12 protein-coding genes are annotated in these 13,228 nt (G+C 74.9%); 5 read left to right on the top strand and 7 right to left on the bottom strand.

All coding sequences use genetic code 11. The features are described 5' to 3' along the window. On the bottom strand, nt 1-900 hold a 900-nt coding region (locus L1885_RS13000), incomplete at its 3' end, for an aminotransferase class I/II-fold pyridoxal phosphate-dependent enzyme (RefSeq protein WP_235797235.1). A gap of 339 nt (nt 901-1,239) precedes the next feature. Between L1885_RS13000 and L1885_RS12995 the strand changes: the two genes are divergently transcribed. The 3 genes from L1885_RS12995 (at nt 1,240) to L1885_RS12985 (ending at nt 4,222) form a co-directional block, all read left to right on the top strand. Next, nucleotides 1,240-2,724, top strand: coding sequence for a bifunctional phosphatase PAP2/diacylglycerol kinase family protein (locus L1885_RS12995; RefSeq protein ID WP_235797234.1), 1,485 nt, complete (start codon nt 1,240-1,242; stop codon nt 2,722-2,724). Between the two features lie 213 nt (nt 2,725-2,937). After that, nucleotides 2,938-3,747, top strand: coding sequence for a methyltransferase domain-containing protein (locus L1885_RS12990; RefSeq protein ID WP_235797233.1), 810 nt, complete (start codon nt 2,938-2,940; stop codon nt 3,745-3,747). A gap of 112 nt (nt 3,748-3,859) precedes the next feature. After that, entirely contained in the window at nt 3,860-4,222 is a 363-nt protein-coding gene (locus L1885_RS12985) for a VOC family protein (protein WP_235797232.1), read from the top strand. On the opposite strand, the gene L1885_RS12980 is transcribed toward L1885_RS12985, so the two are convergent. Then, a complete protein-coding gene (locus tag L1885_RS12980; RefSeq protein WP_235797231.1) occupies nt 4,152-5,579 on the bottom strand; it encodes a purine-cytosine permease family protein in 1,428 nt (475 codons plus the stop codon). The genes L1885_RS12985 and L1885_RS12980 overlap by 71 nt on opposite strands. A gap of 311 nt (nt 5,580-5,890) precedes the next feature. Here L1885_RS12980 and L1885_RS12975 point away from each other — a divergent pair, with 311 nt between their 5' ends. Then, complete coding sequence (locus tag L1885_RS12975; protein ID WP_235797230.1) at nt 5,891-6,229, top strand: DUF6204 family protein; 339 nt, start codon at nt 5,891-5,893, stop codon at nt 6,227-6,229. Here the strand turns inward: L1885_RS12975 and L1885_RS12970 are convergent. The 5 genes from L1885_RS12970 to L1885_RS12950 all read right to left on the bottom strand — a co-directional run bounded on the left by L1885_RS12970 (nt 6,207) and on the right by L1885_RS12950 (nt 12,025). Continuing rightward, nucleotides 6,207-6,785, bottom strand: a complete 579-nt coding sequence (locus L1885_RS12970; RefSeq protein WP_235797229.1) for a GNAT family N-acetyltransferase — start codon at nt 6,783-6,785, stop codon at nt 6,207-6,209. The genes L1885_RS12975 and L1885_RS12970 overlap by 23 nt on opposite strands. Before the next feature lie 105 nt (nt 6,786-6,890). Then, nucleotides 6,891-7,829, bottom strand: a complete 939-nt coding sequence (locus L1885_RS12965; protein ID WP_235797228.1) for a S66 peptidase family protein — start codon at nt 7,827-7,829, stop codon at nt 6,891-6,893. Beyond that, nucleotides 7,826-9,838 (bottom strand): prolyl oligopeptidase family serine peptidase, encoded by a 2,013-nt coding sequence (locus L1885_RS12960; RefSeq protein ID WP_235797227.1) that lies wholly within the window; start codon nt 9,836-9,838, stop codon nt 7,826-7,828. Before L1885_RS12960 ends, L1885_RS12965 begins: the two co-directional genes overlap by 4 nt. Before the next feature lie 11 nt (nt 9,839-9,849). After that, nucleotides 9,850-11,196, bottom strand: coding sequence for a M20/M25/M40 family metallo-hydrolase (locus tag L1885_RS12955; protein WP_235797226.1), 1,347 nt, complete (start codon nt 11,194-11,196; stop codon nt 9,850-9,852). Next, the gene (locus tag L1885_RS12950) at nt 11,189-12,025 is read right to left on the bottom strand and encodes a M55 family metallopeptidase (RefSeq protein ID WP_235797225.1); all 837 of its coding nucleotides are present in this window, start codon (nt 12,023-12,025) and stop codon (nt 11,189-11,191) included. Before L1885_RS12950 ends, L1885_RS12955 begins: the two co-directional genes overlap by 8 nt. A 269-nt stretch (nt 12,026-12,294) precedes the next feature. Here L1885_RS12950 and L1885_RS12945 point away from each other — a divergent pair. After that, a partial coding sequence (locus L1885_RS12945) for a DMT family transporter (RefSeq protein ID WP_235797224.1) occupies nt 12,295-13,228 on the top strand: 934 nt, incomplete at its 3' end.

Below are 13,228 nucleotides of genomic sequence, written 5' to 3'. Positions count from 1 at the left end.
CGCGGTGGCCCGGGCCCGGACGCCTACGGCGTCGGGCTCGGTCAGCGCGTGGGCCGCGGCGGCCGCGACGGGCGTCGGGACGAGCGCGCCGAGCGCGGTCAGGATGTCGATGGTGGTGGCGCGGCGGGCGAGACCACGCACGGTGTGCGGGAAGCGGGCCACGGCCGCGGGCCACGCGGCGGGCGTGAGCGACCCGACGGCGTCGCTGATCACGGTGGTGTCGGCGGGCCACATCTCGGCCGGGCTCAACAGGACGGTCTCGGGGCTGTGCAGGGTGTCGCGCCAGGTCTCGTCGCTGACGAGGTGCAGGCCCTCGCCGACGGCCGCCTCGCACGCGGCGTGCAAGGCGTCGGGCGGGGCGACCGTGCCGGTCGGGTCGTCCGCCGGGCACAGCAGCAGGACGCGGGGGCGCCCGCCCTCGGCGCGAACCCTGCGGACGGTCTCCAGCAGGGCGTACGGGTCGGGCACGCCGCCGCACTCGGCGGGGGTGGGCACGTGGTAGGCGGGCCGGCCGAGCAGCCGGATCTGCGGGGCCCACCAGGCCGGCGAGGGGCGGGGCAGCAGCACATCGCCCTCGATGGCGCTGAGCAGGGCGAACAGCAGCGGCGGGGCGCCCGGGGCCGCGACGACCTGGCCCGGGACCGTGCGCATGCCGCGGCGCGACCAGTAGTCGGAGGCGGCGTCGCGCAGGGCGGGGCCGCCGCCGGGGGGCTCGGGATCGGGGCTGCCGGACGCCGCCGCGCACGCGGCGACCAGCTCCGCGAGGGCGGGCAGCCCCGAGTCGGGCGCCGACGGACCGAACCGGACGGGGCCGCGGTCCTCGCGGACCGTGCGCCGCAGCTCTCCACCTCGCGCGCCGGGTCCGTGACCGCCTGCCGTGATCCCGACAGATGAAGTCATATGCCCTTTATATAGAGATTTGATACTACGTGCCCCCTCAGTCGCCCCACCGGGTTCCGCCCCGCACCCCTGCTACCCACCGCGACCGCACCGTGCACGCGGCACCCGCCCGCATACGGGGCCGTCCGGGGCCGTACGGGACGGATCCGGGGCCGTCCGGGGCCGTACGGGACGGATCCGGGGCGGGCCCCGGTCGTCCGGGGGCGAGGTCGCACGGGCGCGGGGGCCGCTCACGGCTCCCACCGCGCCGGCCGGACCCGTGCGCCGCCGCGGACCCGGGCCGCACACCCCGCCCGGCAGGCCCGGATGGCGCACGTCGGACGGGGTATGCGGATGCCCATGGCAGACAACAAGGGGATCGCCGACCTGCTCTCCCGCGCGGACAAGCAGGTCTTCCGGTTCGCCGCCACCCGGAACTGGCCGGGCGCGGAGCCGGTACTGCCGCGACTGAGCCGGGCGGCCAACCACGGCCTGCTGTGGGTCGGGGCGGCCGCCGGGATAGCGGTACTGGGGCGGGGGGCGCGCTCGCGCCGGGCCGCGGCACGGGGTCTCGCCTCGCTGGCGCTGGCCTCCGGCACGGTCAACACCGTGGTCAAGCACGCGGCACGGCGGGACCGCCCGGTGCTCGACGCGGTGCCGATGGTGCGGCAGCTCAAGCGGCAGCCCGTGACGACCTCGTTCCCCTCGGGCCACGCGGCCTCGGCCGCGGCCTTCGCCGCCGGGGTCGCGCTGGAGTCGACCGGGTGGGGCGCGGTCGTCGCGCCCGTGGCCGCGTCGGTGGCCTTCTCCCGCGTGTACACGGGGGTGCACTACCCGAGCGACGTGCTGGCGGGCGCGGCGCTGGGCGTCGGCGCGGCGCTCGCGGTCCGCGGGATCGTCCCCACCCGCGCCCAGATGCCCGCGCCGGGCCGGCCGTTCGCCGAGGCGCCGAAGCTGCCCGGCGGCGAGGGCGTGGTCGTGGTGGTGAACCGCTCCTCGGGCACCTCCGAGCTGGCGACGCTGGTGGCGGACGCGCTGCCGCACGCGGAGATCGTCCACTGCGAGCCGGGCGAGGTGACGGACGAGCTGGAGAAGGCCGCCGGGCGCTGCACCGCCCTCGGCGTGGTCGGCGGCGACGGGACCGTCAACCGGGCGGCGGTGACCGCGATGCGGCACGGCGTGCCGCTCGCGGTCTTCCCCGGCGGCACGCTCAACCACTTCGCCTACGACCTCGGCATCGAGTCCGTGCACGACACCTGCCGGGCCCTCGCGGAGGGCGAGGCCGTACGGGTGGACCTCGGTCGCTTCACCCCGGGACCGGACGGCGCGGACCACGGCTACTTCCTCAACACGTTCAGCCTCGGTGTCTACCCGGACCTCGTGCGGGTGCGGGAGCGCTGGGCGCCCCGCGTCGGCGGCTGGCCGGCCGGAGTCCTCGCGGCGCTGGAGACGCTGCGTCGGGGGCACCGGCTTGAGGCCGAGTTCGAGGGGCGGCGCCGTTCGCTGTGGCTGCTGTTCGCGGGAAACAACATCTACCAGCGCATGGGCCCGACCCCCGGGCACCGGCGCGACCTCGCGGACGGGCTCCTCGACGTGCGGATCGTGCACGGCGGCCGGCTGCCCGGCACGCGGCTGCTCGCGGCGGCGCTCGCCGGACCGCTGAGCCGCTCCCCCGTCCACGCGGCCGAGCGCATGCGCCGGGTGCGGATCGGGGGGCTGGCCCCGGACACGTCCCTGGCGTTCGACGGCGAGGTCACGTCGGCGCCCAGGGAACTCGTCCTGGACAAGGCCGTGGAGGCACTGACGGTGTACCGGCCGCAGGTCCTGATGGCTTCGGCCTTCTGAAGGACGGGGCCCCGGCCGCCGGGCACGGGGCCGGGGCCCCCGCATGCGCACGGGACCTCCCGTGCGGCCCCGTACGGCGCCGACCCGCACGGCGACCGCTCGGAGCGCGGGACTCCCCGCCCCGTGTCCGCATGATGAAACACATCGTCTCATCATGCAGACGGGGGGCTACGGTGGCTCCGTCACGCGACGCCGCGAGAAGGGAAGTCCCCGATGGCCAGGGAGACCGCCGTCTACACCCACGGGCACCACGAGTCCGTCCTGCGATCGCACCGCTGGCGCACCGCCGCCAACTCGGCCGGCTACCTCGTGCCGGAACTGCGCCCGGGCCAGGAACTGCTGGACGTGGGCTGCGGCCCGGGAACCATCACCGCCGACCTCGCCGCGCTGGTGGCGCCGGGCGCCGTCACGGCCCTCGACGCCTCCGAGGACGTCCTGGCCGCCGCGCGGGGCGCCGCCGAGGAGGCGGGCGCGGACAACATCCGCTTCGCGGTCGGTGACGTCCACGAACTGGACTTCCCCGACGACTCCTTCGACATCGTCCACGCCCACCAGGTGCTCCAGCACGTGGGCGACCCGGTCCGGGCGCTGCGCGAGATGCGCCGGGTGTGCCGGCCGGGCGGCATCGTCGCCGTACGGGACGCGGACTACGGCGGGTTCAGCTGGTACCCGCAGCCGCCCGCGCTCGACGACTGGCGCGACCTGTACCGGCGGGTCGCCCGCGCCAACGGCGGCGAGCCGGACGCGGGCCGCCGCCTGCCGTCCTGGGCGCGTGAGGCGGGGTTCACCGACATCGTGCCGTCGGCCTCGACCTGGTTCTACGCGACCCCGCGGGAGCGGGCGTGGTGGAGCTCGCTGTGGGCGGACCGCACGCTGGCGCCCGCCTACGCGGACCGGGTCACCGCCACGGGCGAGGGCACGGCCGAGCAGTTGGACGCCATCTCGCGTGCCTGGCGCGCCTGGGGGGAGTCCGAGGACGCCTGCTTCCTGTGCCCGAACGTGGAACTGCTCTGCCGAGCCTGACCGCCGCAGGGCCCGCCCCTTTGGCCGCGCCGCCGCGGAGCGCGCCCGGTCCGCGCGACGCAGTCCGGAACACCCCGTCCCCCGGGCCGCGTTCTCCAACTAATGTGATCGCATGGAGATCCTCGGGACCACGCTGCGCATCTACGTCGACGATCTGGACCGGGCCGTGGCGTTCTACGAACGGCTCACCGGGACCCCGGCGCTGCGCTCCGAGCGCGGGGGCGTGTCCGCCGCCGCGGTGGGCTGCTTCCTCATCATGAGCGGGCCCGCCGCGGAAATCGACGTCCTGCGCAGGGTGACGGCCACCATCGCGGTCAAGGACGTCGCCGACGCGGCCGCCACGCTCACCGAGGGCGGGGCCCAGGTCCTGGTGGGCCCGGTGTCGACGCCGGGCGGGCGCAACCTCATCGCCCTGCATCCTGACGGGGCCGTGTTCGAGTACGTGGACCGGACCGTGGAGGCTCCCCGCCCGTAGCGGAGCGTCCGCGCCGCGCGAGGAGCCCGTAGAGCACGGCCGGCACGATCAGGCCGACGATCCACGAGATGTCCGCGCCGCCCAGCGGACCGACGACCGGGCCGGTGTAGAAGCTGGTCGACAGGAAGGGGAACTGGGCGGCCAGGCCCACCACGTACGTGACGAGCGCGGCGGCGCGCCAGCCGCCGTAGCGCCCGTCCGGGTCGGTGAGCGCCGGGATGTCGTAGCGTTCGCGCGAGATCAGGTAGTAGTCGACGAGGTTGATCGCCGACCACGGCGTGAAGAACGTCAGCAGGAACAGCAGGAAGTCGGCGAACGAGTCGAGGAACGAGTCGCGCCCGAGCAGGGCGACGACCGTGCCCGCGACCATGATGCACGCGATGTACGCGCCCCGGCCCCGCTGCGAGAGCACCCGTTGGCCGCGGAACCCGCTGACGCTGGTCACGATGGACATGAAGCCGCCGTACGTGTTGAGCACGTTGATGGTCAGCTTGCCCAGCGCGATGGCGAAGTAGAGGAAGGCGGCGACCGCGCCGGTGCCGCCGAGGCCGACCACGTAGCCGACCTGGTCGTCCACGAAGGCCTTGCCGGCCGTGGCGGCGACCAGCACGCCGAAGGTCATGGACCACTGCGCGCCGAGGGCGGTGCCGCCGAGCGTCCACCAGAACGTGGCCTTCGCGCTCGTCGTGCGGGGCAGGTAGCGCGAGTAGTCGGCGACGTACGGGCCGAACGCGAGCTGCCAGGAGGCGGAGAGCGCCATGGCGAGCAGGAACATCGGCAGCGCGAAGTGGTCGTCGTGCAGCACCGTGCCCACGTCGATCCGGTCGAGGAGGCGGATGCCCAGATAGACGAAGGCCGCCGCGCACACGATGCTCGCCACGCGTCCGAGCGCGTGGATGACGCGGTAGCCGACGACGGCCATCACGGCGGTGACGACGGCGAAGACGACGATCCCGCCGACGGGCCCGAGGTGGGTGAGCTTGCCGACCGCCTGCCCCGCGAGCACGGTGCCGCTGGCGAAGAAGCCGACGTACATCACGACGACCAGCACGAGGGGCACCACCGCCCCCTTCACGCCGAACTGGGCGCGTGAGGAGATCATCTGGGGCAGTCCGAGGCGCGGGCCCTGCGCGGAGTGCAGGGCCATCACCGCGCCGCCCACGAGGTTTCCCGCGAGCAGCCCCACCAGGGACCAGACGACGTCGCCGCCGAAGATCACGGCGAGGCCGCCGGTGACCACGGTGGTGATCTGCAGGTTGGCGCCGAGCCAGAGGGTGAACTGGGAGAACGCCGTGCCATGGCGCTCCCCGTCCGGCACGACGTCGATGGAACGCCGTTCCACCAGAGCTTCGGCCACCGCCTTCTCCATTCCCTCAGGATGCGTTCTGCATACGATCATGCAGAGTTCCGCTAGATGAATAGATTGTCAATACTTCGGGGCGGACTCCGGGCGGACCCGAGCGGACCGGACAGGACAGGACCGGACCGGGGCGCGTTCGCCCGGTGGGTCGCTCGCCGGACCCGGCGGCCGTCGTCACGCGCGGGCGGCAGTCCCGGAGGCGCCTCGGGCCGGTCAAAAATGGCTGGGCACTCCCCCGCGACCGCCGTAGGCTGCGCGCGGCGCGCGGACCCGCGCGGCGGAGGGCACGGAAAAGGACGGCGCTGCCGATGAGCACCCAGCACACGTACCGCGTGATCGTGCGCGGCACCTGGCGGGACCTGACGGACGGGGCGCGGCAGCGGCTGCTCGCCGAGGCCGAGGACCACGGGCTCGCGCAGCACCGGTTCACACCCGAGGGCTCGCTCGTGTACGACCGCACCCTCAAGCACTTCAGCTACCGCTACGAGCTGGCCTCCGACGCCGACGAGGGCGAGGAGATGGCCGCGCTCCTCGCCGAGGAACGCGCGGCGCAGGCGCTCTCCGCGCTCGGGTACGGGCACGGAGAGCTGCGGTCCACGGCGACGGACATGGACACGATGAAGATCAACCGGCCGTCGCGCCGCTGACGCCGGGCACCATGTCCGAGGTGATGGCCCAGCGTTCGTGGTCGCGCCATGCCCCGTCGATGAACAGGAAGTCGGGCGAGAAGCCCTCCAGGCGGAAGCCGGCCCGGCGCACCAGCCCGATCGAGCCCGCGTTCTTCGGCTGCACGGCCGCTTCGAGGCGGTGCAGGCCGAGCGGGCCGAAGGCGTGGGCCATCACCAGCCGCAGGCCCTCGCTCATGAGGCCCTGCCCGGCGGCGTGCGCGAAGACGCCGTAGCCGAGGGCGCCGCCGCGCAGCGCGCCGTGGACGATGTTGTTGATGTTGATGAAACCGGCGATCCGCCCGTCGAAGCGGGAGCAGACGAGGTGCCCGGCCCGGTCGTTGTCGTGCAGGAGCCGTGCGGTGTACGTGGCGTACGCCTCGGGCCGGTCGGGCGGGAACAGCCAGGGGCGGTGGAGGTCGCGGCTCGCGCGGGCCGCCGCGGTGAACTCCTCCGCGTCCTCGGGCCTGAAGTGCCGGATGAAGGTCCGTTCCCCCAGGGCGAGCGCGGCGGTGGCGGCAGTGCTGGTCTCGGGCATCGCGTCATCGTAGACCCGCGCCGGCGGGCGCGGCCGGTGGTTTTCGCGCCCGTGCCGGGCACGTCCGGTCCGGGGGCCCGGTGACCGCCCCGGACCGGACGTGGTTCACACCAGGGCCGGGACCTCCAGAGTCAGGGTGGCGCTCGCCGCGTCCAGCACCGCCGGCACGCCGAAGGGCACCGTCAGCGCCGGGGTGCCGTGCCCGAAGCCGAGTTCCTCGACGATCGGGACGCCCAGGGGGCCGAGCCGGTCGAGGAGGACGTCGCGCACCGCCTCGTAGGGCCCGCAGCCCTCCCAGGAGCCGAGGCCGACGCCGGCGACGCCCTCCAGCCACCCCGAGCGCAGCAGCTGGGTGAGGATCCGGTCGAGGCGGTACGGCTCCTCGCCGGTGTCCTCGATCATCAGCAGGCCGCCGGCCGCCGACGCCCGCGCGTACGGGGTCCCGAGGTCGGCGGCGAGCAGGCTGACGCAGCCGCCGAGCGTGATCCCCCGGGCGCGGCCCGGCACGAGGCCGCGGGCGCCGGGCAGGCCGAGCGTCTGCACGGACTCGGGCTCGAACAGCGTGGCCCGCAGGTGCTCCTGGCTGTCCTTGTCGTCGAGGAAGACGGCGGCGGCCGCCATCTGGCCGTGCAGCGTCGCCACCCGGAGCCGGGTCGCGAAGGCCTCGTGCAGCGCCGTGATGTCGCTGTAGCCGACGAACGCCTTGGGGCTCGCGGCCCGCAGGGCGTCCCAGTCGAGCAGGTCCACCATGCGCTGCGCGCCGTACCCGCCCCGGGCGCAGATCACGGCGGCGACCGACGGGTCGCACCAGGCGGCCTGGAGGTCGTGCGCCCGGTCGGCGTCCCCGCCCGCGAGGTACGGGAAGCGCGGATGCCTCTCCAGGACGTGCGCGCCGACGACCGGGTCGAGTCCCCAGCCGCGCAGGACGTCGAGCCCGGCGAGCAGGCGCTCCTCGGGGATCGGTCCGCTCGGGGCGACCACCGCGACCCGGTCGCCCGGCACGAGGCGCCGGGGCCGGGTCAGCGGGGCGGGCCCGCCCGTCACGGGGCCAGCTCCAGCCGGGGGACGTCGGTGCGCTCGAAGCCGAAGGTCTGTGCGTACAGCGACAGTTCGGCCTCCAGGCAGCGCACCAGCGTGTCCTTCCTGCGGAAGCCGTGGCCCTCGCCCTCGAAGGACAGGTACGCGTGCGGCACGCCCCGTCCTGCGATCGCGGCCAGGAAGCGGTCGCACTGGGCGGGCGGGCAGATCACGTCGTCGAGCCCCTGGAGCAGGATGAACGGCGCCTTGACGTTGTCGACGAGGTGGATCGGCGAGCGCTCGCGGTAGCGGTCGGGCACCTCGGCGAGCGGGCCGATCAGCGACTCGAGGTACTGCGACTCGAAGTCGTGGGTCTCGTCCTCGGCCCAGCCGGCCAGGTCCAGGATCGGGTAGCTGATGGCTCCGCACGCCCAGACGTCGCGCGCGGTCGGCGACGTGAGGGAGGCGGCGGTGGTCCAGCCGCCCGCGCTGCCGCCGCGCACGGCGAGCTTCGTGCGGTCGGCGCTGCCCTCGGCGGCGAGCGCGAGGGCCACGGCGGCGCAGTCCTCGACGTCCACGATGCCCCACTGCTCGCGCAGCCGGTTGCGGTAGGCGCGCCCGTAGCCGGTGGAGCCGCCGTAGTTGACCTCGGCGACGCCGATGCCGCGCGAGGTGAAGTACGCGATCTCCAGGTCCTCCACGAGCGGCGTGCGGCTGGTGGGGCCCCCGTGCACCCAGATCACGTACGGGGGCAGCTCGCCCTCGGGCCCGGTGACGCCGGGGTGGTGCGGCGGGTGGACGTGCGCGTGGATCTCCCGGCCGTCCGGCCCGGTGAAGACCCGCTCCTGCCCGGCGGAGAGGTACGCGGGGTCGACCGCGTCCTCGTGCGCGGCGGCGACGACCCGGGCCGCGCCGGAGGCGGTGTCGACCTCGACGATCTCGTACGAGGTGCGGGCGCTCGCGGCGAGCCCCACCACCGTGCCGCCGTGCGCGGCGAGGGTGGACGCCCACTCGGTCCAGGGGCCCTCCACGTCGGTGAGGGTGCCGGCGTCCGGATCGAGGATGCCGAGCGTGTTGGTGCCGGTGCCGTGGACGGTGGCGATCCGGCCGCCGGGCAGCGGCAGGAACCACTGCATGCCCACGCGCCACAGCGGGCCCGCGAACTCCTCCTCGCGGGCGGGCAGGAGGGCGTGCGAGCGGGCCCGGGCGTCGCCCAGGTCGGCGGCGGCGACGCGCCGCAGCTCCCACCAGCCGCCCGGATCGGACGCGTACAGCAGGGACCCGTCCTCGGCCCAGGCGACCTGCGAGACCGACTCGTCGGGGCCGCCGAGCACGGAGGCCGCGCCGGTGAACGGGCCGCCGTCCTCGGGCACGTCGGCGAGGATCACCTCGGTGCCGTCCCAGGGCATGCGGGGGTGGTCCCAGGCGATCCACGCGGCGCGGCGCCCGTCGGGCGAGAGCTGCGGCCCCGTGACGAAGCGGTGCGCGTCGCCGGAGAGTTCACGCAGCGCGGAGCGGTCCTCGGCGGCCGAGCCGTCGAGGGGCACGGCGACGATGCAGCGGCGCACGTCGGTGGGCGACTCGCCCGTGAACTCCTCCATGACGCACCAGGCCTCGCCGCGCTCCGGCAGGACCCGCAGGTCCGCGAAGCGCAGGCCGCCGCCGAGCGAGGAGAGCGGCGTGAGCGGGCGGGGCTGCCCTCCGCCGTCCGGCTCGACGACGTACAGCCGCTGGTCGGCGAAGTGGACGAACACCACGAGGGGGCCGCCGGCCGGGCGGGGCACCCCGGCCCAGGGCAGGCCGCCGTACTCGATGACGCGGCTGCGCACGTTCCACGGGGCGGGCAGCACCGACTCCTCGGTGCCGTCGGCGCGCCGGCGCACCAGGGCGCGACGCCCGCCCTCGGCCGGGCGGGGCGCGGTCCACCACACCTCGTCGCCGACGGTGCCGAGGTACTCGGGCCGGCCGTCGTGGGACGCGGCGAGGGCGGCGTCGATCGGGGACGGCCAGCTGCCGTAGGGGGAAACCGTGGCCATGGTCGGCTCCTTCACGCGGTCTGGAGGTAGTGGTCGAGGACGCGGGCACCGAAGTGCAGGGCGGAGACGGGCACGCGCTCGTCCACCCCGTGGAACAGCGCCTGGTAGTCGAAGCCCTTCGGCAGCTTCAGCGGAGCGTAGCCGTAACCGGTGATGCCGAGCCGGGAGAACTGCTTGGCGTCGGTGCCGCCGGTCATGCAGAACGGAACGGCCTTGCCCTCGGGGGCGAAGTGCTCCACGGCGGCGCGGAGTTTGGCGAAGGTAGGGGAGTCGACGGGCGCCTGGAGCGCGACCTCGCGGTGGTCGAACTCCCAGTCCACGTCGGGGCCGGTGAGGCGGTCCATCGTGGTGACGAACTCGTCCTCGCCGCCCGGCACGACGCGCCCGTCCACCATGGCGGTGGCATGCCCGGGGATCACGTTGACCTTGTAACCGGCTTCCAGCATCGTCGGGTTGGCGCTGTTGCGGACGGTCGCCTCGACGAGCGAGCGGGTGTCGCCGAGCCGGTGAAGGAGCGCGTCGATGTCGAAGCCGGGCGTGTCGAAGCCGGTCTCGACGCCCTGCAGCGCGGCCAGTTCCTCGATGGCGGCGCGGACCGTGGGCGTGATGCGCAGCGGCCACTCGTGGTCGCCGATGCGGGCGACGGCGGCGGCGAGGCGGCTGACGGCGTTCTCGCGGTTGACCTTGGAGCCGTGCCCGGCCCGGCCGCCCGCCGTCAGGCGGAGCCACGCGGTCCCGCGCTCCCCGGCCGCGATCGGGTAGAGCTCCATGCCGCCGGCGTGGTACGTGTACGCGCCGGACTCGCTGATGCCCTCGGTGCACCCCTCGAACAGGTCGGGGTGCTGGTCGGCGAGGAAGCCGGAGCCGTCCTCGGCGCTGGCCTCCTCGTCGGCGGTGAACGCCACCACGATGTCGCGGCGCGGCCGGATCCCGTGGCGGTGCCAGGCGCGCACGACGGAGAGCACCATCGCGTCCATGTACTTCATGTCGACGGCGCCGCGCCCCCACACGACTCCGTCGCGGACCTCGCCGGAGAACGGGTGGACGGTCCAGTCGGCGGGCTCGGCGGGCACGACGTCGAGGTGGCCGTGGACGAGGAGGGCGTCGGCGGAGGGGTCCGTGCCGGGGATGCGTGCGACGACGTTGCCGCGTCCCTTGGTGCGTTCGAGGACGACGGGGTCGAGCCCGGCCGCGGCGAGGCGCTCGGCCGCGTACTCGGCGGCGGGCCGCTCCTGGCAGTCGCCGCCGCCCCGGTTGGTGGTGTCGATGCGGATCAGCTCGGAGGTGAAGGCGGTCACCTCGTCGAGCGCGACGGCGTCGATCGCGCCCTCGGTCCGTACGGGGGTCTGCTCAGCCATACTGCTCCTCCACTGCGGACGAGGCGATCGTGGTGACGGCCTTGAAGGTTCGGATGGCCTCGTACATCGTCGGGGACGTGTACGAGACGCGGCGCTCGCCGGCCGCGCGGGCGACGCCCGGCACGACGGTCGACGCGTCCGCGAGGTGCTCGGCGTCGAACTCCAGCTCGACGGTGAACGGGCCGCCCGCGACCGGCTCGTACCGGCCGGCCAGCGCGGCGGCCTCCTTGGCGGCGGCGCGGATGTCGGCGGCGGTGCGGGCGGGGGTGCGGCAGACGGCCGCGTAGCGCGAGACGTGGTCCTTGACCGCGACCTTGCGGGCGGCGGGCGCGTAGCCCTCGGCGTCCACGCAGGTGAGGTCGTCGCCGGTGACGAGCACGACGGGCACGCCGTACTCGGCCACCACGTGGGCGTTGAGGAGTCCCTCGCTGGCGCGCGCGCCGTTGAGCCAGACGCCGGTGATGGAGTTGGCGAGGTAGGTGTGGGCGAGGACGCCCTCGGTGCCGGCCGCGGTGTGGTAGCCGACGAACGCGATCGCGTCGACGTCGCCGTGCTGCACACCCTCGACCATGGACAGCGACTTGTGCCGGCCCGTGAGCATCTGGGCGCGGTCGTCGAGCTGCTCCAGCAGGAGGTTGCGCATCGACCAGTGGGCCTCGTTGATGAGGACCTCGTCGGCGCCGCCGTCGTAGAAGCCGAGTACCGCGGCGTTCACGTCGGAGGTGAACAGCGCCCGGCAGCGCTCCCACTGCGCCGTGCCCGGAAGGACGTCGGCCGGCCAGGTGACACCGGTCGCGCCCTCCATGTCGGCACTGATGAGGATCTTCAAAACCGCCCCGTTCTCCCAGGCCAGTGGGGTACCGACCCACCGGCGTCCATCTGGACGCGTCCAGTAGACCACTCGGCCGGACGGCCCGGGGACACCGGCCTGCACGTCGCGCACACCACGTGTCCGGCGGCCGTGCGCGCACCGGTCCGGGCGCCGCGGCGGACGCGCGCGGCCCCGCCCGCAAGGACGTCCAAGACGGCGACGGCCGCGGCAGGCCATGCTGTGCGGGTGCGCGGAGCGTGGTGCCCGCGCGGCCGGAGGGGTGTGCGATGACGAGGCGTGGCTGGGCACTGTTCGCGGTGATGAGCGTGGTGTGGGGGGTGCCCTACCTGCTGATCAAGGTGGCGGGCGAGGAGGTGGCGCCCCCGGTCGTGGTGTTCGCCCGGACGGCCCTGGGGGCGTTGCTGCTGCTGGTGCCCGCCCTGCGCGCGGGCGGTTTCGGCGCGCTGCGCGGGCACTGGCCGGCCGTGCTCGCGTTCGCCGCGTGCGAGGTCATCGGCCCGTGGTGGCTGCTGTCGGACGCGGAGCGACGGCTGCCCAGCTCGCTGACCGGCCTGCTGGTCGCGGCCGTTCCGATCGTCGGCATCGGCCTGGCGTACCTGGCGGGCGGCCGCGAGCGCCTCGGGCCCGTGCGGTGGGCGGGTCTCGCCCTCGGGCTCGCCGGGGTGTTCCTGCTGGCGGGCCGCCAGGTGGCGGGCGGCGACCTGTGGTCGATCACCGAGGTGTTCCTGACGGTGCTGGGGTACGCGTTCGCGCCGATGATCGCGGCCCGCAGGCTGGCGGACGTGCCGAGCCTGCCGATGACGGCGGCGTGCCTGTCGGTGGCGGCGCTGTGCTACCTGCCGCTCGCCGTGCTCAGCCGGCCCTCGCGGATGCCGGACGGCGGCGCGCTCGCCGCGCTCGGGACGCTCGGCGTCGTCTGCACCGCGCTGGCGTTCCTCGCGTTCTTCGCGCTGATCCGCGAGGCGGGCACGGCGCGCGCGATGGTCTTCACCTATGTCGCCCCGGTGGTGGCCGTCCTGGCGGGCGTCCTGTTCCTGGGCGAGCCGCTGACCGGGACGGTGATCGCCTCCTCCGTGCTGGTGGTCGCCGGCTGCGTGCTGGCGACGGGGCGCGGCGGCGGTACCGGCGGAGGCGGCACGCGGACCGGGCGCGGCGCGCGTGGGAGCACCGCGGTGGCCGGTGCCCCGGTGGCGGGCGCCG

This window comes from Streptomyces fuscigenes, from assembly GCF_021556455.1.
Taxonomy (GTDB): Bacteria; Actinomycetota; Actinomycetes; order Streptomycetales; family Streptomycetaceae; genus Streptomyces; species Streptomyces fuscigenes.
Note: the sequence above shows the minus strand (reverse complement) of the source record. Positions and strands in the feature narration are given on the sequence as shown.